We start from the raw sequence: 21,334 nt of genomic DNA, 5'->3' as shown, positions 1-21,334 counted from the left end.
GCACACGTGCTTCCGCAGCAGCCACCTGCGGCGGAAGCACGGTAAGCTGCGCTTGCGGGTCATGAAACTTTTTAGAGGTGAATTTATGAAAGCTATTATTATTACGGTACCGTTAGGCAACGGTCATAATTCTGTTGCGCAGGCCTTGTCCTCCTATTTAACCGAGCATGATGTTGAGAACATTGTCTTGGATCTATATGAGAACATTCAGCCTCTGCTCAAGGATATTATCTCCAAGGGCTACTATCTTTCCATGAAATCGATGACCTTTGTCAAGGACTTTGCTTCAGATATTTATGACCTTAACCAAAAAAGAGATGCAACTTCGGAATACTCAATCGCTCATGTTAAAAATCAAATGCTTGCTTCTAAGCTCCACAAAGTTATCGCCGAATATAATCCGGATGTGATCCTTTGCACCCAGGTTTATGCCGCTCAAGTGGTAGATGTCCTCAAGGAAAAAGGCAAAGTAACGGCTCCAGCCGTGGGAATTATCACCGACTTTACCGTTCAAACCTATTGGGAGGATGTCGAGCACTTTGAATACATTGTCGTGGGCAGTGAATTATTAAACCACCAGTTGCAGAAACGGGGAATAGAAACGGGGCGGGTTTTGCCATTGGGAATCCCCATAGACACCCGATTTTCAATTAAACGAAGCAGAAAAAGTGCCTGTTCCCTGCTTGGGGTGGATGATCATCCCAAGAATGTCCTCATTATGGGAGGCGGTATGGGTTTTGGCAATATTGATAAATATATCGATGAAATTGATCACTGTGATTTAAACCTGCAGATGTTTGTCGTCTGCGGAAGCAATAAAAGCTTGTATAAAAAGCTCAAAGGTAAATCCACCCGCAAAAAATTGACTGTTTATGGCTATATCCATAATGTCGATATTCTTATGGATGCTTGTGATTGCATTTTATCAAAACCGGGCGGGATTACAACTTCCGAAGCCTTAGCCAAAGGATTGCCGATGATCATGATTGACCAACTGCCCGGCGTCGAGGATCGCAATGTTGAATTTCTCCTGAATAATGGGGCTGCTCTTCTTGCTACAAAAACATTTTCGATTGATGAATCTCTCCATCTCCTGCTGGACTCCCCCCAACGGCAGCGCACCATTAAAAATGCAATTAAAACCTTAGCCAGACCCTATTCGACCCAGAATTTATGTGATTTCTTAATTCAAGAGTTTTCCGCTCCCACCAAAGATAATTCCAAGAGTAATGAATAAAAGGAGAACTTTTATGAATGTACTTGTGACCTTAAATTCCAATTACATCAAACATCTGGTTGTTATGCTTACATCCTTAATCCACTCAAATCCGGGAATCCGGTTCACCGTTTACATTGCCCATACTACGATGTCCGAGGAAGACTTCACATGGATTGAAAATCATATTCATCCTGACGTATGTTCTGTTATCAACATTAAAATTGCCGATGATTGGCTGAGTGAGGCCCCTACTACAAGCCGTTATCCCAAAGAAATGTATTACCGGATTTTCGCCGCGCACTTTCTTCCCAAAGCCCTTGATCGAATCCTCTATCTTGATCCTGACCTTGTCGTGATCAACCCCATAGAGGACCTCTATAACATTGATTTTCAGGGTAATCTGTTTGCAGCGGCATCCCATGTCAATGAGCCTTTGGAAAAGATCAATCGGGTCCGCCTGAAAATGCCCGAGGAAAGCACCTATGTCAACTCCGGAGTAATGATGCTAAATCTGGTATTGCTCCGAAAACAGCAGGATATTCACGAAGTCTTTGACTATATTGAAGACTATAAGAATCGTTTGGTTTTACCTGATCAGGATGTTCTCAACGGCGTCTATGGCGATCGAACCCTAGCTGTCGATCCGAAAATCTATAACCTTAATGAACGCTACTATATTCTCCACAATCTCCATCCCAAAAATTGGGACTCCAAAATTGATATGGATTGGATCCGTGAAAATACTGTTGTTGTCCACTATTGTGGAAGAAATAAGCCTTGGAAAAAGGAATATCTAGGTGAATTAGATCTCTTCTATCATCATTTTGAAAAGATCGCTCAACATTTCCGTCCCCTAAAGGGAGAACTTCCCACGAATTAGTTTGGACGGACTTGGTTAAACAAAAGGCCCCCTTCGATAGGATGAAAGCGCTATCTATTGGGGGTCTTAATTTATGATCGGCTATTCGATGACGATTATTGCTCCCATTATCTTTGGTCATATTCTCGAATTTTATAATGGTTCAGTAGATACGTCAACGATGCAAATTTGGGCACCGGCCTTCATCGTACTTGGTCTCGGGGCTTTGCTTGCGCCTCTTTCCGCAATAATATTACGAAGAATTCCCCAAGCAAAGTTAATGGCCGGGGGAAAAATGTAGTGTCTCTTGTTTCTATCTTGCAACTATTATTGTTTCACAAATGAAAATAGAGTTGAAATTAACAAATATATACCTGTAAAAAATAATAGCAGATAAATTATCTTCTGCAAAAGCCGCTGATTCATTCGTGTAAATATCCATTGCCCCAATAAAGTTCCAACCAATATACAGGGGATCGACCATAAGGTTGATCTCCAAACAACAACCGAAGTATTATAGAAGGAAAATTGAAGAGCAAGACTTACCAAAGAAACAACCACAAAATAAGCTACCGTGGTAGCGCGAATAGTTGCTTTATCAACTCTAGCTCCAGCAAAATAGATCATCAGCGGAGGACCGGGCATACCTATGCTTGTCGTAAGAAAACCGGAAAAAGCTCCAACAAATAACTCCTTAATATTGCTTTGTTTAAACTTAATATTAGCGACTAATAAACTTGCTATTGCAATAATTACGATACTCACAAACATTTTTAAAGGCCGTACATCAAATAATATGAAAAGTATAAGTCCCGGAATAATTCCCACTAAACTGCCTAGAGTTAGACGTTTGAGCATCTCAATATTAATTTCATGGCGAACTCTATAAATCATAAGAAGTGAAATAATTAGGGAGAGTATGATATTAAGCTGAATTGCATCATGGGATTCGAATAATAAAAGCAGAAAAGGAATAGCCATAATTGCAAATCCAAATCCAGTCGCAGCTTGCAGAGTCGAAGCTACTAATACAATTAAAATCAGTGCAAATGTATTCATCAGAAATCCTTCCGGTATATTTCCTCCAATATTACCCCGGTTATTTTATATCAAGAATTTTATGTAATTGAATTCCCAGTCTTAAGCGGCGCTCCGGATATTGCTGGATTAAATCATAGGCTTTTTGGGCCGATTCAGGCCGTCCGCTTTCGACCTGAAGAAAAATCCGTCCCTCCGGCATTTCTCGGTCAGTAATGCAGTCTATGCTGAAATCATCATCCACGACATACTTAAGCTCGTCCGCCGGACATGCTAAAACAAACCCGCCGGCAGGTTTAGGAGATGCGGTAATCCAATCAATTTCCCATTCCGCCGGGATTGGATGGGTTCCATTCGTTTCAATCGCAACATATTTGCCCCGCTTATGGAGTTCCCGAACCAAAGGCCCAAGATCATATAAGGTCGGTTCGCCACCGGTAATCACGATATGTTGGTGCGGCATTTCGATTTCATCCACAATTTCTTGGGCACTCATCCAGCGTGCCTTCGAAGGATCAAAGGAATATTCTGTGTCGCACCAGCGACACCTCAGATTACACCCTGCAAGCCGAAGGAAAGTCGCACCCTTACCCATATGAATTCCTTCACCCTGAATACTTGTAAAGCTTTCAATCAATGGATACTTGATATTTATATCATTCATGGTCTTCGACTTCCACATAAGAATCCGGGGTCTCAAATAATCTGATCTTCTCCACCTTAACGCCATACGGCTGCAATTTATCCGTAAGAACACTAAAAAAATGTGCGGCCATATTCTCCGCCGTTGTCCTGAACGAGAATACTTCGTTTAGGAGTTTATGGTCTACTTTTTCGATCACCTCAGCATTAACAATCGCTTTGAGATCAGAAAAATCAATAACCATTCCTTCCTCTGAACCATGCTCAATCAATTTCCCGTCCTCACGGACTACCATAACCTCCAAGCGATAGGTATGACCATGCATGGAAGAACACTTGCCTTTATGATTGGGTAAAAAATGGGCTGCGTCAAAAGTAAAACTTTTCGTCACTTTGATTACTGTTCCAGACATATTAGAAGCCTCTTTCTCCTTACTACAAATAAGATCGCTCATTATAAATGATAAACTTAGTTTACTTCAAGAGGGACAGTAACACAAGCTAAGTCGAGTCTACTTCCTTCGGCGGGGCTTTCGTATAGAAAGTCTAAACTTCAGATGGAGTCAAAACTCCACCTGAAGTAAGTTTTTTATCCTACGATGCATGCTACTAAGTCCGGCAGGATAAGCGCGACTAGGACGCTATCTCGCTTTGCTCGCTACCGACCAAGTCTTCTTTATCCTACGATGCATGTGGGTTAGTCCGGCAGGATAAGGGCGACTAGGACGCTACCTCGCTTTGCTCGCTACCGACCAAGTCTTCTTTATCCTACGATGCATGCTGTTAAGTCTGGCAGGATAAGCGCGACTAGGTAACTGTCTTCGCTTCGCTCGCCACTTACCAAGTCTTCTTTATTGTTGTTTATACTGGGGTTCTTGGCCTTGTATATACTGTTCTCTTCCTTGTAAATCCGTTAGTGCTGAATCAAACGTTTGAGCCAGTTGTTCAAAGGTTTGTTTAGCTTCTTGATCCTGAGTTTCCAAGGCAAACGTCTTCATCGAAGCCGCTGCGCTTTGCACCGTTGCGATAGCTTGCTGAATTTGTGTTCCAACTGTCATTATTTTCACCTCCCCTCGTTAACTCGCCACCGGCCAAGTCTTATCCTTTAGGTTTAAAAATAAGCGCTCCAAGGAAGCCAAAAATAATGGCTGAGGATATCCCACCGCTCGTGATCTGAAAAATACCCGTGAGCACCCCGATCGGTCCAACAGCCGCATATTCATCTAAGGCCCCTTTAACCAGAGAATTACCAAAACTACTGATCGGCACACTCGCTCCTGCACCTGCAAATTTGACAAGTGGATCATAAAGGCCGAGACCGCCCAGTATCGCGCCTACCACAACCAAGGTAACGGTTGTATGCGCCGGAGTGAGTTTTAATCCATCCAAAAGCAACTGGCCGATGACACAGATCAGCCCCCCGATAATAAACGCCCAAATCAGTTTATCCATGAAAACCTCTCCTTTAGATCTCAATGCTAACCGCATGAGCGATACAAGGAATACTTTCTTTTTGCTGGAAACTCATAGGAGACAGTAAAGCGCCGGTTGCAATAACCAAAATCCTCCTCAGTTCTCCCTTGCGCATCCGATTGAGGAAATGGCCAAAGGTTGTAACGGCGCAGCAGCCGCACCCACTGCCTCCCGCCATGACAATCGGTTGATCCTGCTTATAGATGAGTACGCCGCAATCGGTAAATATCTCTTCCGGGATATCCAGGCCATGTTTCTGCAATAAGTCGCCCGCAATCCGATGCCCTACCCGTCCAAGATCACCAGTGGTGATGACATCATAGTAACCTGGGTCCCGACCCAAATCCCGGAAATGGGCCTCAATGGTATCGACTGCGGCCGGGGCCATCGCCGAACCCATATTGAAGGGATCAGTGAGCCCCATATCAATAACCCGCCCTATCGTCGCCGCCGTCACTCTCGGTCCATCCCCTTTGGATGATACTAAAGCAGCCCCTGCCCCAGTGACTGTCCACTGTGCTGTCGGCGGCTTTTGGGAACCATATTCTGTCGGATACCTGAACTGTTTCTCCGAAGCCGCATTATGACTGGAAACACAAACAAGGGCATTCTGAGCAAATTGACTATCAACAACCAGGGATGCCAGGGAGAGCCCCTCCATCGAAGTCGAACACGCGCCATAAAGTCCAAAGTAGGGAACAGATAACGTCCGGGCCGAAAAGCTGCTAGGACGAATCTGGTTGATTAAATCCCCGCTGAACAAAAACTGCACATCTTCCTTCTTCATATTGGCCTTCTTAATCGCGGTTTCACAGGCTTGTTCCTGGAGTTTCTGTTCCGCCTTTTCGAAACTGTCCTGCCCCAGCCAAATATCTCCGTGAAGGAGATCAAAGTCTGCTGCTAAGTTCCCTTTCGCCTCAAAAGGACCTCCGATTGCAGCCGATCCAATAATCGCCGGTTTAGATTCAAAAACCCATGTTTGATGACCTTTTAACATCTACATCACACCCAATGCTCTTAAACTTATAATGACAAGGGCCACCACAAAAGACGAGAATACGCCATAAACGATAACCGGTCCGGCCAATTTGAACATATTTCCGCCGACTCCGAGAACATATCCTTCACTTCGATGCTCGATCGCCGCTGAAGCGATGGTATTGGCAAAGCCTGTGATCGGAATTACCGTACCTGCCCCTGCGAATTGGGCAATATGGTCAAAAACGCCTATGCCCGTAAGTAAAACCGTAACAATGATAAGAACCGCTGTTGCGGGATTGGCTGCCGCTTCTTGAGAAAAGTGGAAATAGGTCACAAAGAACATTTGGAGGATTTGACCCAGCATACAAATAAACCCTCCTACAAAAAACGCCTTAACACAGTTAAAAAGGATGGGCCGCTTCGGCTCCCTTTCCTGGGCAAACTTCTGGTATTCCTGCTGCGCAGGAGTTAGCTTCTTTTTCTTTTTACTGGACATAACAACACCTCTAAGAATTAGATATGACTTAACGCAATAAGTAAGGGCGTAACCGCTTTAGAAGGTCTTCAAGTTTTTGGGCATTTCTTGAATACATTGTTTTTGCTTCAGTGTCTTCTGTCTCTAAGGAAAACGTCGTAAGGTCAGCCTGGCATTTTTCGAGGGTGGCATAGAGCATTTCTTTAATTTTCGGGGGCGGGAGCTGAGGCACATCATCAAAGAGGTCAAGGTATAAATCGCCGGATGAGTCAACTTGGGCAATAAAAACATTCTCAAGGGCCACTCCCATTTTATTGAGTTCTGTCTTTAACCACTCCGGAGTTAGACCCAAGGAAGCGAGAGGCTCTTCTAACAGGTTTCCATCCAAGGCTACTGTTTGCGGCTCCGCTTGAGGAGCAACTTTAATGCTTAGATCGTAAGCGGTTATTGGTTTTTTATGAGATTTTAAAAAAGGATTAATTTCTCCGTTTGTTTCCATGACGGCAAACTCGACATCTGCCAAGTTGAAAACATTTTTCGAACGAAGCTGGGCCAAGAGATCCTCTCCTGTCATCCTTGTCTTCAGGAGATTTTCTTCCATTATCTTGCCGTGTTTAACAAGCACAGACTCTTTCCCTTTAATCAAGTCATGGAGCATTTTACTTTTGATCGATAGATAATCTAAGGCAATCGGTAACGAAATCCAGGTGATCAGAACAATAAAAGCATAAAACAAGGGGACAATATTAACCGAGGCTAATAAAGTAATATCAGCGATGATAAAATAGCACATAAAATTAACCGTATCGATCTGGGTCAAGCTTTTTTTGCCTAATAGCCTTACGGCAGCCCACACTAAAATAAATAATCCGATCGTTTTTAACAGTATCAGTACCCATTCCTGCATTTGTATACCCGCCTTTTAGTTCCCTTTATATTGGGGTTCTTCAAATTCAAGCGTCTTCAAACGATTTTCCAGGTCTTCAATAATGGCTTGCGTTTCTTCTAGTGCCTCTGTAAACATGCCCCTTGCTTCTTCATCTCTCGTTTGCGTGCTATACACTCTCAGCGTACCACTGGCCCCTTTCAAACTCGCCAGAGTTTGTTTCACTTGAGAAGCCACCGTCATACAATCACCCTCCTTGTTAACACTGCTTATTATGTCTCTTCATAATTTTAAAAATGCATTCAAATGTATTCCAACTTAAAAAGCCCCCCAAAGTTAGTCTTATGACTATCCTTGAGGGGCTTCATTATTTTTAAACGGCGTAATGTATCTTAAATTGGTAATAACGAGTAATTATGTTTGATAATTGATTATTGGCGAAGGGGATCAACATAATAGCAGATGGGCTATGATATCCGATACCTCCACAAACTCCATACACGTGCGCTAAAGGTACCCGAACCCGCTTTCAAAGCAATGAGCTATTAATCGAAAAAGATAAAGATAAAGAGTCGGCCGGATTCAGCATATATTAACATAACGAAAAGGAAGCCGGATCACTCCGACTCCCTCAAGTATGCATCCGCAAACACATACCCCAATTAGTAATTAAATTATACAGTTGGCCAGAAAAAAATGCAAGTCTAAATATAATTTTTCAAAACCGTTAGTCTTACGGGTAAATCGGCATGGATCACAATGGAGGCAACCTGTGGATTGACTGCTTTTATATAGTCATTCGTTATACGCTCGAACTCACGAATAAATGCTCTCATCTCAGTCTTGGGCACTTTCAAGATTTTCAAGTAATAACACATGAGAATAAGATAATCTCCTAACGTCTTGAAATTTACATAAGGTAAACCAATCTCTTGTATGAGGCACTGCTTCATTGCTCGCGTTGGGTCGATATTCCTAAAACGAGTGTCAAAAATCACTGCATTGTGTGCTATGGCATTGCGGAGATCTTTTAGTGTGTAGATGTATTTGTATACCAATTCGCGGTTTGTGTCCCCTGCGACATTTAGGCCAATTTTACGGGAGATGGTGTCGCGTGTATCATACGTCAGACTAGAAAGCAAAAAACCAAAGTCTCCCATTGTCATTATTTCAAATAACGCCCAAATTGGGACCCCGCTATAACTCATATTGTTATAAAAGTGTGTAATTTTTGGATTGTTATCTTTATAAGCTCTAGAGAGATACGACTGGATGGTGCTTTGCAGGTTTAGCTTTTTCTGTTGAAGTTTTTTCTTTGTCTCCGCGTCAGCTCCTGCTGGCACGTTATTGTAGCTGCTAACCACTTTATCATACATATCTTGGATGTTTTCGGATTTGGCTTTATTTAAAATGCACTCAAGTGCGATATTCTTTACCGCAGTCTCTATGAGCATCATTTTGTCATAAAAAAGGGACTTTAGCCGTGCATCGTATTGAATAGTAGCATAGACTTCTTCATAGGAAACGAATGGTAGTCGACGACTTGATGTCTTAAAGAAACGATATCCTTTGTAACCATGAAAATAGCCTGTATTCATCAGTTGGCGCTTTTGAGTACTGCCTGTTATAGCGATCCCGTTGTTTCGCAAATGCCGCATCAAGCCATCAATGTTTTTATACCCCATAAAGTATCCTCCACGTTCCAATTGTTCCTATATGTTGTAGCGCTCTTTATAATAAACAATTATAACATTAGAGAACACTAATAGACATTGAAAAACACGATTTGAGAAAGTGAATATAGATAAACTCGTGTCGTATGCCCGAACCCATAGCAAGGAACAGATCCCCCAGCTGCGGGCATCGTTACGGGAATTCGGCTTCGTCAACCCAGTCATTGTGGACGAGATTTTGAACTTCATAGCAGGTCATGGGCGCATCCTCGCTGCCAAGGGAGAAGGCATCACGAGGTTTCTTGCGTCTTTGTAGAGCACCTGACCAAAGCTTAGAATCAGGCATACATTATTGCCAACAATCGCCTAGCCTTAAATGTGGGCTGGGATGCTGAAATGTTATCGGTGGAGATCGCTGACTTACAGGGATCGAACTTCAAATTTTTCAGAGATTATAATTTCTTAATGAAAACACACCTAATCTTCAACATCTATTTCCAGCCCGATCGGGCAATGATCCGAACCTAAAACCTCTTTATAGATGAAGGCGTCTTTTAGGGAATTTTTGAGTCCTGCGGAAACACAGAAATAATCGATTCGCCATCCCGCATTATTCGCTCGGGCATTGAACATATAGGACCACCAGGTATAGGCCTCTGTCCGATCCGGATAAAAATAACGAAAAGTATCAATAAAACCATGGTTCGTTACTTCATCAAATTTACCTCTTTCTTCAAGCGAAAAACCGGCATTGTTCTTGTTGGTACTGGGATTCTTTAAGTCGATTTCTTTGTGAGCCACATTTAAGTCGCCGCAAAAGACTACGGGTTTTGACCGCTCCAGCTCTTTTAAATAATTCAAAAAGTCATCTTCCCACTTCATGCGGTATTCCAGCCGCGCAAGTCCCCTCTGGGAATTCGGCGTATAAACCGTCACGAGATAATACGTTGCAAACTCCAGGGTTATGACCCTTCCTTCCTGATCATGTTCCTCTTTTCCGATACCATAGAAAACATGGAGCGGCTCTTTTTTCGAAAAAACGGCTGTCCCTGAATACCCTTTCTTTTGTGCAAAATTCCAATACTGATAATAGCCTTCAAGCTGAAAGGGAATCTGTTCTTGCTGTATTTTTGTTTCCTGGATACAGAAAATATCGGCATTTTCCTTTTCGAAGAAGTCTAGGAAGCCCTTATTTATACAAGCGCGGATGCCATTAACATTCCATGATATGAGTTTCACGTTAATCCCTTCTTAATAACAAAATATATTTCTTGATAGTCTCTCTAAATTCTACAGCATGAAGGGAATTTCCTTTTTCATAGATGTCAATTTAGTTAGCAGAGCCTGTTTCTACTTCCTTTTGCTTTCTGAACTGGACAGGCGGCATTCCATAGCTTTCCTTAAATAATCTGTTAAAGTGCTCTACATTCTGATAGCCGACAGCCTCGGCGATCCGTTCAACAGTCATGTTCCCATTTTTTAAGAGCATACAAGCCTTTGACATTCGGATTTTTTTTACATTGTCCCCAAATGTCCGTCCTGACTTTTCCTTAATCAATTTAGATAAATAGGGTTTGCTCAGGTAAAATTTATTGGCTAAATCATCCAAAGTAATCGTTCGGTAATTGGCCTGTACATAATTGAGGATTTCTGACATTCTCTTATCCTTGTCCTCGGATAACCCTTTAACTTCGGGAAGCTGATTCACGGCAACCGTAAGCGCGGCAATTGAGGCTTTGATAATATCTGCATCAAAGCCAACACCCCAGTAAAGTTTGTCATCAGAGCTTATGCCGACATAGGCTGCCGCTTTGGAGGATGAACCCTTTTCCAAGGCATGTTCTTCATAGATCGCCACTTCATAATTTACGCCAAAATACTCTTTAATCGCGTTGTTGACAGCATCTAAACGTCCATTGCCGTTGGCCGTTGCAATTTTAGGCGTCCCTGCATGGTCAATCACGATTTCGGCCATGATCCCATCGATCTGTCTAAAATGCGCTTCCCTTATTTGAAAGGCCGGAGAATTATTGACATATTGATCTTCAAATATCTGATAGATCAAGGCAGGTGATAGCTCTTTATGCTCTTGATCGGAAACCCCTTTGATAAAATACCCCACTTCCTCCTTCATCTTTTCCGGAAGGGATAGTTTGAAATTGTGTTTTAAAATATAACTGACTCCACCTTTACCTGATTGGCTGTTAATACGAATGATGTCTGATTCATAATCTCTTCCCACATCTTTAGGGTCAATGGGCAGATAAGGAACGGTCCACTTAGCCGCTTCTCTTTCTTCTCTCCATTTCATTCCTTTGGCGATGGCGTCCTGATGGGAACCGGAAAAAGCGGTAAATACAAGTTCTCCGGCATAAGGTTGTCTTTCGTATACCCTCATCCTCGTAAGGCGTTCATATTTTTTGCTGATTTCAGGCATATTGCTGAAATCCAGCATCGGATCCACACCATGGGAGTACATATTCATGGCAACCGTAATAATATCGACGTTCCCTGTTCTTTCACCGTTACCAAATAATGTCCCTTCAATTCTGTCGGCTCCCGCTAAAATTCCGAGCTCCGCATCACAAACACCGCAGCCTCTGTCATTATGCGGATGGATGCTTAAGACGACGGAATCGCGGTTTTGAAGATTTTGGCTGATATATTCGACTTGGCTAGCAAAGACGTGTGGCATCGCATTTTCTACCGTTGTCGGTATATTAATGATGACCTTGTTATCCTTTGTCGGCTGCCATATATCCAATACCGCATTGCACACCTCAAGGGCATAGTCAACTTCCGTACCGGGGAAGCTCTCAGGACTATATTCAAAAGAGAAATTTCCACGGGTTTCATCTGCGAGCCGTTTTAATAATTTCGCACCTTTTACCGCAATTTTTTTAACTTCTTCTTTGCTCTTTCTGAATACCTGCTCACGCTGGGCTGCAGAGGTTGAATTATAGAGGTGAATAACCGCATGTGGGGCCCCTTTAACCGCTTCAAACGTCTTCTTAATAATATGCTCTCTGGCTTGGGTCAACACTTGAATCGTGACATCATCGGGAATCATCTTTTTTTCGATTAACGCCCTTATGAAATGATACTCCGTATCTGAGGCCGCCGGAAAACCGACTTCGATTTCCTTAAAGCCAACCTCCACCAGCAATTGAAAAAACTCTAATTTTTCGTCGATGCTCATCGGCTCAATCAGCGCTTGGTTCCCATCCCGAAGGTCAACACTGCACCATATCGGCGCCTTTTCAATATGATCTTTCTTTACCCAATCATAGGTTACAACAGGTGGCATAAAATAAGCTCTCTCATATTTTTCGTAATTTCTCATTATTAACCCCATCCCTCTAAATAAAAATGCTTTAATCTTGATAAAAAAAATCTCTCATCCTACTTGTGAAACTTCACAAATAGAGACGAAAGATTACTCTTACGTGGTACCACTCTATTTCATGATCAAATCATGCACTCTTTGAATACAGACATGATGTCTATATCCCTTCCCTCTAACGGTGGAAATCCGTCTGTTTTATCAGAAGCTCCAAGGCGAGTTCATTATATTCCCTCTGCTGTTTTACATCGTCCAACAGCTTTCTGAGATCAGGTTTATAATTACTACTCCTCTTCTTTGCCTTTCATTAATAAATAGGATAACAAATGTATTCTATGAACAACAGTGTTAAATTTAATCATTTTTCTTGATGTATTTTAATATCTTAGTAAAACGGTTCTATTCTATAGCCAAGAATTCCTTCCACCGCTGTAAATCTCGCCTGCCCTGGGCATACCCCAGTTTGTAGCTTTCAGAGAGCTTGTTAAAATTGATCTCACGATTGGAAACCGGCATGATGTCCGGATAGACCAAGAAGGCCTTCCCTTCACGTTCTAATTGTTCAAGCTCCTCAAGCGTTTGATTATATTTAACATATCGGTTGATCATGGCTTCTGCAACTAAGGGATACTTCCGGTAATAGGCTTTAATCGCCCCTTTAAATTTTAAGGGACGTTTTCGGTATCCCTTTTCACGGGTGAGAATCACAAAGAACTTTTGCATTTTGTCCCTTTTGGCAATATCGAGAGCGATTCCCCCGCCTAGCCCCCCATCGATATAGTAGTGCTCGCCGTAATGGGTCGGCGGCATGAAGATGGGCATAGATGACGAAGAACGGACAATTTTCATGATGTCCTTGATGTCATGGATATCTTCTTTCGTATAATATTTGATTTCTCCGCTATCCCGCTCAAACGTACCAATGCGCAATTGTGCGGGATTATTTATAAATGTTTGGTAATCGAAAGGCAGTGCGGCATCGGGATAGGAAGTCTCTTCGTAAATATACCGGGAATTGAAAAACCCTTCCCCTTTAAAAAAGAATTTCCATCCGCCAAAATTCGGTTCTAATACTAAATCCACAAATGAGCGCTTGGCACGCTCGGTATCCCGTGATAAATAATTGACACAATGGCTGGATCCCGCGGAAATCCCTGCAACATAATCGAAATATATTTCATTTTCCAGTAAATTATTTAAAATGCCTGCTGTGTAACTTGCCCGCATTCCACCGCCCTCGAAAATCAAAGCTGTGTCTTTAATATTATTCACAATTTCCATCCGGCATTATCTCCTCTGGTTTTGCTTTTAATGTTTCTTCTTCCCAAAATGACTCCAGCGTCCTGATCCATTGTTGCGCGGCAAAGGAAAGATAGCCGTCTTTTCGCCAGATTATCCCTAAGTGCCAAGGAATCTCCGGCTCGATAAGGGGCAGGACTTTAACACAAGTCAGCTCTCTGCAAATGGTCTCCGGCATTAAAGCCACTCCGAGATTAAAAGCGACCATCTCAACAATAAAGTCCCACTGGGAGCTTTTCGATAGGATACGCGGCTCAAAACCCAGCTTTAGACATTCTTCCAAAATTCGGTCATGCAGTGTGAAATCCTCATGAAAATATACAAAATCTTCATTGGCCAGCTCGGATAAGGTCACCGCTTTCCTTCCTGCCAAGGGGTGCGTTGGGTGCACTATTAATCTTAAGCTGTCCTTTACAAACTCCAGGGTATGGAAAATCTCCTCATTCGTGGGTAAAACAGCAACCCCCATATCCAGATTTCCATTCCCGACTTCTGTTTCTACCCTTTTTGCTCCGATTTCAACCAGGTGGATCTCCACGTTTGGATACTTTTCATGAAATTGAACGATAACCTTGGGGAAAAAATTAGATCCGATCATGGGCGGCAGGCCTATGGTGATATTGCCTTTTTCTAAATTCATCAGATCATTGATCTCCGTCGATATGTTTTGAAAGGACTTCACGATACCCTTCGCTTGCTTATAAAGAATTTTCCCGGCATCGGTTAATACAACCCGCTTCCCTGAGCGATCAAATAAGATAATTCCAAATTCGTCCTCGATACTTTTAATCGCCTTGCTAATGGCGGGTTGACTGATATACAAGGTTTGCGCAGCTTTTGTGAAACTACAATAGCGCGCGACCTCCATAAAGTATTCTAAATGGCGTATATCCATCTTCTCTTCCTTCCTCTCAATGGATAACCAAAAGGAATCATCCTTATTCCTTATATGTATTTTACCTAATATTAGAATTACTGTAAACTTTAATTAAAGGAGAGATCAATATATGCCACAAATTATTAAAGCGATAACACAAATTATCATATTATTTCTGATATCACTGTGTACCAATCAAATCGCTGATTACTTCAACTTAAGGATACCCGGTACTGTTTTAGGAATTATTGTTGTATTTTTTCTACTCGAGACGAAGCTCATTCGTCTGGAATGGATTGAGACCGGAGCAAATTGGCTCGTTAGCAACATCATGCTTTTCTTAATCCCTTCTGCTGTCGGAGTAATTCAATACAAAACTATGCTTTCTGAGAATGGCTTAAGCTTGATTGCTGTGATCGTCATCAGTTCTGTCGTGGTCATGGTCTTTACCGGACTATTCGCCCAAAACATTCAAAGCAATAAAGAAAAGGAGAAAAACACTTAATGATCTTTAATGTATTCGGTTTTATCATCACAATTGCAATTTATTGGGGCGCAAAAAGGATCTATCGCTCCTCTAATAATAAAGCATTACTATCCCCTCTTTTTATAACCCCCCTCTTTTTAATTATCCTTTTACTCTGGAGCAATACTCCGTATGAATCCTATAACACAAGCGCTAAGTACATATCGTACGCCCTGCAGCCGGCAACAATAGCCCTTGCGGTTCCCCTTTATAAATACTTTGATTTATTTAAGAAAAATGCCCTTCCCATTGTTCTTAGTGTGTTATTCGGAACAGGTGTCGCTCTTTCCTCTTCAGAACTCTTCGCCCATTTGTTCCATTTAGATTCTGAAATGATTGGAAGTCTAATCCCCCATTCGGTAACCACACCTATGGCCATGGATATCTCCCAGGTCATCGGCGGTATCCCGGCAATCACGGCCGTCTTTGTCATTATCACAGGGATCATCGGCAGCCTCATCGGGCCAACGATTATTAAACACCTGAAAATCAATAATTGCATTGCCCGAGGCATCCTTCTCGGTACAAGTGCACATGCTTCAGGGACAACGAAGGCTTTTGAATTTGGAACTACATCAGGAACAATATCGAGCGTATCCATGATTTTAACCGGATTCATTACGATATTTGCCGCTCCGATTATGGTCAACCTTCTTCATTAATTTCTAGTATACTCTTAAAGTGAATCATAAAAAATGGATTGTAAAGAAAACTGCAGGCGGAGTTTTGACTCCCGATAGTTCCGGTGGAACTATCGCACTTGTTTCTGCAGTTTAGTTGACTATCCCCACAGAGGACAAGTCTGCTAAGCTTGCAAAGCAAGCAAGCTTCCTATGTCCAGTGACTTAGTGGCAGTTAGCTATCGGATAAAACAGGAGGTCGGCTGACCATTTTCTGTCTGCCGACCTCCTCATATAATACAAAGGGAACTCATCCTTATGTTCTAAAGAACCCTACGCGAGTCTGTAAAAATTAACCATGTATACTTAAGCCATGGACATTTTCTGAAGCCTCCATCATGGCTTCCGCAAGAGTGGGATGGGCATGAATCGTCGCGGCAATATTGCCGGCGGTTAAGCCATTTTTAACAGCCAGCGTACCTTCGGCAATCAAATCCGAGGCATGGGGTCCGATAATGTGAACCCCTAAGATTACATCCGTTTCCGCATTCGTCACAATCTTAATAAAGCCTTCTCCTTCGCCCATGCTCAGGGCCTTGCCGTTAGCCATGAAATTAAACTTACCGATTTTAACCGGAATTCCTTTATCTTTAGCCTGTTTCTCGGTCAACCCAACCATCGCTATCTCAGGGCTTGTAAAAACGCAGCTGGGTACGGCCGAATAATCCATGGTTGCTTTCCGGCCCATGATATTTTCAGCCGTAACAATACCCTGGGCTGAAGCGACATGTGCCAACTGATACTTCATGACCACATCACCAATCGCATAAACACCTTTGATATTGGTTTCCATCTGATCATTGACTTTTATCTCGCCTTTGGAACCGGTTTCTATACCCATCTCTTCGAGTCCCAGATTTTGGGTATTGAGCGTACGGCCAATAGAGATCAAGGCCTTCTCAGCTATAATGGTATCCCCATTTTCTAATTCGGCCCGGATACCCCCCTCGATCTCCGTGATCTTTTTAATGACTGCATTGGTTACGATTTTATACTTTCTCTTTTTAAAGATGCTCTGCATGCGGCGGGCAATCTCTGCATCCTGGATACTTAAAATGCTGGGTGCCAATTCTAGCATCGTAATTTCTGTTCCCAGGCTCCCATAAATGTGGGCAAACTCACTGCCAATGACACCCCCGCCAATGACAAGGAGGCTTTTAGGAATCTCGGGCAATCTTAATATCTCTTCACTGGTCATGATACTCGTCCCGTTATAACCTAAAGATTTGATTAAAGCAGGACTGGAACCGGTAGCAATGATGATGTTTTCAGTCAACAGTTCTTCCGTTTCACCGTTATTTTCGACTTCAACCACACCTGCAGCTTTGATTTTAGCAGAGCCCGTAAACAGCTTAACCTTGTTTTTATTCAATAAGAAGTGAATACCTTCTACCAGCTTCGCAACGACTTCATCTTTTCTGGCCTGAATCTTAACAAAGTTAATGTCCGGTTTGCTTACTTCAATCCCAAATTGAACAGCATCTTCAACCGCTTTTAATTTGTCGACCGCAGCGATCAGAGATTTTGTGGGTATGCATCCTCTGTTAAGACAAGTACCCCCTAATTTGTTTTTTTCGACGACTGCAACTTGACCCCCCAGTTGAGCTATTCTAATGGCAGCCACATAGCCGGCAGGTCCGCCGCCAATTACCACAGCTTTATACGTCACTTTTTTCCCTCCAAAGGCAATACTCATTTCCTTTATGCGCTAATCATTGCAAGCACAAAAGTCTAGCTTATTTTATTTTAGTCTAGCTTATTTTATTTTAGTTTAGTCTATTTTATTTGATTCATATAATCTGCCTTAGATAGGAGTTCGGCCAATTCATCAGGGTTGCTGTACTTAACCACGATCATCCAACCTTTATCATAGGGCTCCCCATTAACAGATTGAGGTGAATCCTCCAACAGGGTGTTAACCTCTACAATTGTCCCACTCAAAGGCATGTATAGACTGGAAACGCTCTTCGCCGATTCAGCTTGACCAAATGTATCGTCTTTGCTGTAAGTTTCTCCGCTATTGGGCAATTCCACAAAGATGATATCTCCGAGTTGATCCTGTGCAAAATCAGTGATACCAATTTTCACAAGATCACCTTCGACTTTTGCCCAGGTATGTTTGTCGGAGTAGAGGATATCATCTCTGAACGCTAATTCCTTAATTGGCTTGGTCATTCTTTCTTTCCTCCTCCCATTTAACCCTTTTAGCAATATTTCCATCTATCGTTTATCTAAAACGTTTATCTAAAGTGTGTAGCTTATACCATTTAAGTCATAGCTGACTGCAATAGGACAGGCTTTTTTGATCATATTGGCGGCGGAGCAATAACTTTCCCCTAGTTTTATCGCTCTTTCCAGTTTCTCCTGCGATAAATCCTTACTCTTGACAATAAATTTCATCGAGATGCTCGTAAAGACTTGGGGTACTGTTTCTGCTCTCTCACCCTCTAATTCGACTTTAAACTCTTCATAGGCGATCCGCATTTTGTTTAAAACATTTCCGATCTCGATTGAGGCGCAGCCTCCAAGAGCAATCAGCATAAGCTGCATCGGTCTTATTCCTTTATCCAACCCGCCATAAATGGCCGCAGCATCCAATAAAACATCTCGTCCGTCGGAATCGAATCCCCTAAAATTCATATTTTCTTCCCATTTAACAACGACTTTAGCCATGCCTAATACCTCCCATATTACACGATTACATGATTTCACAACTTTCAAAACATCAATTATCGCGGCCGCATCTGCACATGCAGACCAGAGATAATTTCTACTTCAGCATAGCTAAAATAATTTAAACTAAAAATAACCCCGGTTATATCCGTCAAAATATTCGAGATTAAATTCCAAAGATAAGAGGGTAGGGCTTTATGGAAATTAACCCATAAAGCCCTGCCCTCTTGCATTCGAGCTAATATATTACGAATATGTCATAGTACGCGTTTCTTGAGCATATTCCTTGAGCTTATTTTCGTCGAGTATCGTTAATCCATTTCTACATCGGATAATGACTTTCTCGTCAATTAAACATTTAATAATTCTTGCGGCTGTAACCGGATGAATTCCTAAGAACTTACTTATTTCAACGTTAGTACATGCCTTGCGAACGGCTAGTTTGCCATTGACCACGTTGGCCTGTTCCAATAAAAATTGGCACAATCGATTGACGGCGTTCCTTTGTTGTTTATTCTGAAGCAAGACAATCGTTGAATTATAAAAATTCATGGCGATATCAATAAGTTCGCGCAGGATTTTCGGCTTATCCAGAATATAATTTAATATCGTTGCTTTAGGGATCTGATAACAAATACAATTCGTCTTAGCAATGAAATTGGTATAGCTAATCCCGGTATCAAATAAATATAAAATCCCTAATAACGATTTCAAATAGTTATCTCCAGATTTTGTATCATAGATTGTTTCATCACCTTTTTCTGACAGAACAGTACGATAAATCAATCCATCGACAAGATAATACACAAACTCTACTTTCTCATCCTGCTTAATGATGATATCCCCTTTTTTAAAATAGCATATGTGAGAATCCTTTAAGCTCATGATAAAGTTTTTCATTTGCTTTTCCATAAGTATCCCTCCCTGTAAGCCGGCTAAAGCAAATCGTTTGTTTTTAGTTCATTACATAACATTTAGTTCATTACGTACATTAAGAATGTCCTAAGTAAAATTATATTTCAAAAAACCATTATACAATATAACCCCGGTTATAAATTGATTATGTAAATAATTACTTTCACATAATCTTTTGAAATATAACCCAGGTTATATCTTATGATCTATAACCTCTGTTAAACTTCAACTTGTCAAGCGATTTTCTTTATCGCACCATTAACAAAATCGTATTGCTGCACCAATACAAGTCGCTTAGGAGGAACGATTATTTATGGAGGAATCACAGCACAGCAGTAAAACACTCATCAAATGGCTTATAACTTTTTTAGTCCCACTTATAGTATATCTCATTCCAACTTCTGAACTCTACACAGCTCCCTTAAAAATCTTCTTCGTGATCACTACTTTTATTATTATTGTCATGGCCTTTGAATTCTTTGATCCAATTTTACCCGCAATCATGCTGCCTACACTTTATATGATCAGCGGTATTGTTAACCCCGCAACAGCTTTTGGATCCTGGACCAGCAATACGGTATGGATGATCTTTGGCGCCATGCTGCTGGCCAATGTTTTGGAAGAATGCGGCTTGCTGCCAAGAATTGCTTACTGGTGTATTTATAAATGCGGCGGTAATTTCACAGGAATCATGTTTGGCGTATTTTTCGCAGGTGTAGCCCTCAACTTTGTCACTTTTTGTCAGGCATTTATTATCATGATGGTCTTCGGATATGGCATTGTCAAAGCTCTAAACCTTGATTTATCGAAAGAAAGCGCATTGCTTTGTTTTGCCGCAATGTTAGGCGGTGAAGGTGCCCCCAGCAGCTTTATGTATAATCCCGGTTATCTGGGCTTAGCTGAAGAAGGTATCCGTCAAGTTGTTCCCGGTTTTTTCGCTAACTGGTATGAAATGTTGATTTATAACGGACCTATCCTTCTGTTCTTCATCCTATTCCTTTTTATCTTAGCCAAGGTATTTAACACAAAATCGATTGAGCTCGAAGGCGGAAAAGAGTATTTCCGCGATAAATATAAATCCTTAGGCCCCGTTTCCACTAATGAGAAAAAAGCCATGGTTGTATTGGTCATGTTGATGGCTTATCTATTCACTACCCCAATTCATAAACTCCCGGCAGCCTATGGTTTTATGCTTCTTCCGTATGTACTTTTCTTACCTAAAGTGAATGTGGGAACAAAAGCATCGATTAAAAAGATTAACTTTAGCATCTTTTTCTTTATTGCCAGTTGTCTCGGAATTGGTGTCGTTGGCGGAGCCTTAGGTTTCGGCAAATTGATATCCGGTTTGGTCACTCCAATGCTGCAAAATTCAACTCCGCTTTTGGCCCTGGTTGTGATGATGTTCTTTGGTATGATCGGCAATCTTTTCATGACGCCTTATGCGATGATGGCGGGATTATCTTTGCCTTTTGCTCAGATCGCTGTCGATCTTGGCTTAAACCCGATGGCCACAGTCATGACATTAGTGATCTCCACCGATATGGTCTTTTTCCCTTATGAGGTTGCCCCTTATCTCTTAATGTTCGGTTTTGGCAAAATCTCAATGGGACACTTCATCAAGATGAATACTGCAAAGACAATTTTAACCTTTGTCTTTTTCATAGCAATCCTTTACCCTTATTGGAATATATTTCATCTTGTGAAATAAAAGCCTTCCTATTTAATTGAGTTCAAATAAAGCTGCAACAGAAGCTTAACTTCTATTGCAGCTTTTT

General features: G+C 41.8%; 24 protein-coding genes, 1 pseudogene and 1 other annotated feature. Of the genes and pseudogenes, 7 read left to right on the top strand and 18 right to left on the bottom strand.

The window, feature by feature from the left end:
* The first annotated feature begins 85 nt into the window (after window positions 1-85).
* The 3 genes from VB077_RS04900 (at window position 86) to VB077_RS04890 (ending at window position 2,379) form a co-directional block, all read left to right on the top strand.
* Window positions 86-1,237: an MGDG synthase family glycosyltransferase gene (locus VB077_RS04900; protein WP_323414105.1), complete on the top strand. Its 1,152-nt coding sequence runs from the start codon at window positions 86-88 to the stop codon at window positions 1,235-1,237.
* Between the two features lie 13 nt (window positions 1,238-1,250).
* Window positions 1,251-2,099 (top strand): glycosyltransferase family 8 protein, encoded by an 849-nt coding sequence (locus tag VB077_RS04895; RefSeq protein WP_323414104.1) that lies wholly within the window; start codon window positions 1,251-1,253, stop codon window positions 2,097-2,099.
* A gap of 73 nt (window positions 2,100-2,172) precedes the next feature.
* Window positions 2,173-2,379: a hypothetical protein gene (locus tag VB077_RS04890; protein ID WP_323414103.1), complete on the top strand. Its 207-nt coding sequence runs from the start codon at window positions 2,173-2,175 to the stop codon at window positions 2,377-2,379.
* 26 nt (window positions 2,380-2,405) lie between these two features.
* Here the strand turns inward: VB077_RS04890 and VB077_RS04885 are convergent, their stop codons facing one another.
* The 10 genes from VB077_RS04885 to VB077_RS04840 form a co-directional block, all read right to left on the bottom strand.
* Complete coding sequence (locus VB077_RS04885) at window positions 2,406-3,137, bottom strand: sulfite exporter TauE/SafE family protein (RefSeq protein ID WP_323414102.1); 732 nt, start codon at window positions 3,135-3,137, stop codon at window positions 2,406-2,408.
* A 40-nt stretch (window positions 3,138-3,177) separates the two neighbouring features.
* Window positions 3,178-3,780, bottom strand: coding sequence for a 7-carboxy-7-deazaguanine synthase QueE (locus tag VB077_RS04880; protein WP_323414101.1), 603 nt, complete (start codon window positions 3,778-3,780; stop codon window positions 3,178-3,180).
* Entirely contained in the window at window positions 3,773-4,171 is a 399-nt protein-coding gene (gene queD / locus VB077_RS04875) for a 6-carboxytetrahydropterin synthase QueD (RefSeq protein ID WP_323414100.1), read from the bottom strand. Before queD ends, VB077_RS04880 begins: the two co-directional genes overlap by 8 nt.
* 438 nt (window positions 4,172-4,609) lie before the next feature.
* Window positions 4,610-4,816 carry a DUF1657 domain-containing protein gene (locus tag VB077_RS04870; RefSeq protein WP_323414099.1) on the bottom strand — a complete coding sequence of 69 codons (207 nt, stop codon included), beginning with the start codon at window positions 4,814-4,816 and terminating at the stop codon, window positions 4,610-4,612.
* A gap of 40 nt (window positions 4,817-4,856) precedes the next feature.
* Window positions 4,857-5,210: a stage V sporulation protein AE gene (gene spoVAE / locus VB077_RS04865; RefSeq protein ID WP_323414098.1), complete on the bottom strand. Its 354-nt coding sequence runs from the start codon at window positions 5,208-5,210 to the stop codon at window positions 4,857-4,859.
* Window positions 5,211-5,223: 13 nt separating this feature from the next.
* Window positions 5,224-6,228 (bottom strand): stage V sporulation protein AD, encoded by a 1,005-nt coding sequence (gene spoVAD / locus VB077_RS04860; RefSeq protein ID WP_323414097.1) that lies wholly within the window; start codon window positions 6,226-6,228, stop codon window positions 5,224-5,226.
* Window positions 6,229-6,708, bottom strand: coding sequence for a stage V sporulation protein AC (gene spoVAC / locus VB077_RS04855; RefSeq protein ID WP_323414096.1), 480 nt, complete (start codon window positions 6,706-6,708; stop codon window positions 6,229-6,231).
* 28 nt (window positions 6,709-6,736) lie between these two features.
* Window positions 6,737-7,594 carry a DUF421 domain-containing protein gene (locus VB077_RS04850; RefSeq protein ID WP_323414095.1) on the bottom strand — a complete coding sequence of 286 codons (858 nt, stop codon included), beginning with the start codon at window positions 7,592-7,594 and terminating at the stop codon, window positions 6,737-6,739.
* A gap of 15 nt (window positions 7,595-7,609) precedes the next feature.
* On the bottom strand, window positions 7,610-7,816 hold the full coding sequence (locus VB077_RS04845) for a DUF1657 domain-containing protein (RefSeq protein WP_323414094.1): 207 nt from the start codon (window positions 7,814-7,816) through the stop codon (window positions 7,610-7,612).
* 461 nt (window positions 7,817-8,277) lie between these two features.
* Window positions 8,278-9,258, bottom strand: a complete 981-nt coding sequence (locus tag VB077_RS04840) for an Abi family protein (protein WP_323414093.1) — start codon at window positions 9,256-9,258, stop codon at window positions 8,278-8,280.
* 109 nt (window positions 9,259-9,367) lie between these two features.
* On the opposite strand from VB077_RS04840, the pseudogene VB077_RS04835 reads away from it, so the two are divergent.
* Window positions 9,368-9,684, top strand: a pseudogene (locus VB077_RS04835) (ParB/Srx family N-terminal domain-containing protein); the annotation flags it as partial.
* 39 nt (window positions 9,685-9,723) lie between these two features.
* On the opposite strand, the gene VB077_RS04830 reads toward VB077_RS04835, so the two are convergent.
* From VB077_RS04830 to cidR, 4 genes are all read right to left on the bottom strand, one after another.
* Complete coding sequence (locus VB077_RS04830) at window positions 9,724-10,485, bottom strand: exodeoxyribonuclease III (protein WP_323414092.1); 762 nt, start codon at window positions 10,483-10,485, stop codon at window positions 9,724-9,726.
* Between the two features lie 91 nt (window positions 10,486-10,576).
* Entirely contained in the window at window positions 10,577-12,589 is a 2,013-nt protein-coding gene (locus VB077_RS04825; protein ID WP_323414091.1) for a 2-isopropylmalate synthase, read from the bottom strand.
* Window positions 12,590-12,667: 78 nt separating this feature from the next.
* Window positions 12,668-12,896 (bottom strand) — a binding site (T-box leader).
* Window positions 12,897-12,988: 92 nt separating this feature from the next.
* A complete protein-coding gene (locus tag VB077_RS04820; RefSeq protein ID WP_323414090.1) occupies window positions 12,989-13,870 on the bottom strand; it encodes a patatin family protein in 882 nt (293 codons plus the stop codon).
* Window positions 13,854-14,783 carry a cidABC operon transcriptional activator CidR gene (cidR, locus tag VB077_RS04815; RefSeq protein ID WP_323414089.1) on the bottom strand — a complete coding sequence of 310 codons (930 nt, stop codon included), beginning with the start codon at window positions 14,781-14,783 and terminating at the stop codon, window positions 13,854-13,856. Before cidR ends, VB077_RS04820 begins: the two co-directional genes overlap by 17 nt.
* Window positions 14,784-14,895: 112 nt before the next feature.
* On the opposite strand from cidR, the gene VB077_RS04810 reads away from it, so the two are divergent.
* Both VB077_RS04810 and VB077_RS04805 read left to right on the top strand, forming a co-directional pair.
* A complete protein-coding gene (locus tag VB077_RS04810; protein ID WP_323414088.1) occupies window positions 14,896-15,270 on the top strand; it encodes a CidA/LrgA family holin-like protein in 375 nt (124 codons plus the stop codon).
* Entirely contained in the window at window positions 15,270-15,953 is a 684-nt protein-coding gene (locus VB077_RS04805; RefSeq protein WP_323414087.1) for an LrgB family protein, read from the top strand. The genes VB077_RS04810 and VB077_RS04805 overlap by 1 nt, the downstream gene beginning before the upstream one ends.
* 310 nt (window positions 15,954-16,263) lie before the next feature.
* Here the strand turns inward: VB077_RS04805 and lpdA are convergent, their stop codons facing one another.
* From lpdA to VB077_RS04785, 4 genes are all read right to left on the bottom strand, one after another.
* On the bottom strand, window positions 16,264-17,640 hold the full coding sequence (gene lpdA / locus VB077_RS04800) for a dihydrolipoyl dehydrogenase (RefSeq protein WP_323414086.1): 1,377 nt from the start codon (window positions 17,638-17,640) through the stop codon (window positions 16,264-16,266).
* A gap of 107 nt (window positions 17,641-17,747) precedes the next feature.
* The gene (gcvH, locus tag VB077_RS04795) at window positions 17,748-18,146 is read right to left on the bottom strand and encodes a glycine cleavage system protein GcvH (RefSeq protein WP_323414085.1); all 399 of its coding nucleotides are present in this window, start codon (window positions 18,144-18,146) and stop codon (window positions 17,748-17,750) included.
* A 69-nt stretch (window positions 18,147-18,215) separates the two neighbouring features.
* Complete coding sequence (locus VB077_RS04790; RefSeq protein WP_323414084.1) at window positions 18,216-18,644, bottom strand: OsmC family protein; 429 nt, start codon at window positions 18,642-18,644, stop codon at window positions 18,216-18,218.
* 246 nt (window positions 18,645-18,890) lie between these two features.
* A complete protein-coding gene (locus VB077_RS04785) occupies window positions 18,891-19,556 on the bottom strand; it encodes a Crp/Fnr family transcriptional regulator (RefSeq protein ID WP_323414083.1) in 666 nt (221 codons plus the stop codon).
* Window positions 19,557-19,872: 316 nt separating this feature from the next.
* Here VB077_RS04785 and VB077_RS04780 point away from each other — a divergent pair, with 316 nt between their 5' ends.
* Window positions 19,873-21,267: an SLC13 family permease gene (locus tag VB077_RS04780; protein WP_323414082.1), complete on the top strand. Its 1,395-nt coding sequence runs from the start codon at window positions 19,873-19,875 to the stop codon at window positions 21,265-21,267.
* Window positions 21,268-21,334: the final 67 nt, after the last annotated feature.

Source organism: Desulfitobacterium sp. (assembly GCF_034927245.1).
GTDB lineage: Bacteria > Bacillota > Desulfitobacteriia > Desulfitobacteriales > Desulfitobacteriaceae > Desulfitobacterium_A.
The sequence above is the reverse complement of the archived record's forward strand: the minus strand, read 5'-3'. Positions and strand labels throughout refer to the sequence as shown.

Excerpts from the sequence above, each read along its gene's own strand:
- VB077_RS04780 (WP_323414082.1), top strand. The coding sequence starts at position 19,873 with ATGGAGGAATCACAGCACAGCAGTAAAACACTCATCAAATGGCTTATA.
- cidR (WP_323414089.1), bottom strand. The coding sequence starts at position 14,783 with ATGGATATACGCCATTTAGAATACTTTATGGAGGTCGCGCGCTATTGT.
- VB077_RS04850 (WP_323414095.1), bottom strand. The coding sequence starts at position 7,594 with ATGCAGGAATGGGTACTGATACTGTTAAAAACGATCGGATTATTTATT.
- VB077_RS04885 (WP_323414102.1), bottom strand. The coding sequence starts at position 3,137 with ATGAATACATTTGCACTGATTTTAATTGTATTAGTAGCTTCGACTCTG.
- spoVAE (WP_323414098.1), bottom strand. The coding sequence starts at position 5,210 with ATGGATAAACTGATTTGGGCGTTTATTATCGGGGGGCTGATCTGTGTC.
- VB077_RS04785 (WP_323414083.1), bottom strand. The coding sequence starts at position 19,556 with ATGGAAAAGCAAATGAAAAACTTTATCATGAGCTTAAAGGATTCTCAC.
- VB077_RS04820 (WP_323414090.1), bottom strand. The coding sequence starts at position 13,870 with ATGGAAATTGTGAATAATATTAAAGACACAGCTTTGATTTTCGAGGGC.
- VB077_RS04790 (WP_323414084.1), bottom strand. The coding sequence starts at position 18,644 with ATGGCTAAAGTCGTTGTTAAATGGGAAGAAAATATGAATTTTAGGGGA.
- VB077_RS04870 (WP_323414099.1), bottom strand. The coding sequence starts at position 4,816 with ATGACAGTTGGAACACAAATTCAGCAAGCTATCGCAACGGTGCAAAGC.
- gcvH (WP_323414085.1), bottom strand. The coding sequence starts at position 18,146 with ATGACCAAGCCAATTAAGGAATTAGCGTTCAGAGATGATATCCTCTAC.
- VB077_RS04895 (WP_323414104.1), top strand. The coding sequence starts at position 1,251 with ATGAATGTACTTGTGACCTTAAATTCCAATTACATCAAACATCTGGTT.
- VB077_RS04880 (WP_323414101.1), bottom strand. The coding sequence starts at position 3,780 with ATGAATGATATAAATATCAAGTATCCATTGATTGAAAGCTTTACAAGT.
- spoVAC (WP_323414096.1), bottom strand. The coding sequence starts at position 6,708 with ATGTCCAGTAAAAAGAAAAAGAAGCTAACTCCTGCGCAGCAGGAATAC.
- spoVAD (WP_323414097.1), bottom strand. The coding sequence starts at position 6,228 with ATGTTAAAAGGTCATCAAACATGGGTTTTTGAATCTAAACCGGCGATT.
- VB077_RS04845 (WP_323414094.1), bottom strand. The coding sequence starts at position 7,816 with ATGACGGTGGCTTCTCAAGTGAAACAAACTCTGGCGAGTTTGAAAGGG.
- VB077_RS04810 (WP_323414088.1), top strand. The coding sequence starts at position 14,896 with ATGCCACAAATTATTAAAGCGATAACACAAATTATCATATTATTTCTG.
- queD (WP_323414100.1), bottom strand. The coding sequence starts at position 4,171 with ATGTCTGGAACAGTAATCAAAGTGACGAAAAGTTTTACTTTTGACGCA.
- VB077_RS04825 (WP_323414091.1), bottom strand. The coding sequence starts at position 12,589 with ATGAGAAATTACGAAAAATATGAGAGAGCTTATTTTATGCCACCTGTT.
- VB077_RS04805 (WP_323414087.1), top strand. The coding sequence starts at position 15,270 with ATGATCTTTAATGTATTCGGTTTTATCATCACAATTGCAATTTATTGG.
- VB077_RS04900 (WP_323414105.1), top strand. The coding sequence starts at position 86 with ATGAAAGCTATTATTATTACGGTACCGTTAGGCAACGGTCATAATTCT.
- VB077_RS04840 (WP_323414093.1), bottom strand. The coding sequence starts at position 9,258 with ATGGGGTATAAAAACATTGATGGCTTGATGCGGCATTTGCGAAACAAC.
- VB077_RS04890 (WP_323414103.1), top strand. The coding sequence starts at position 2,173 with ATGATCGGCTATTCGATGACGATTATTGCTCCCATTATCTTTGGTCAT.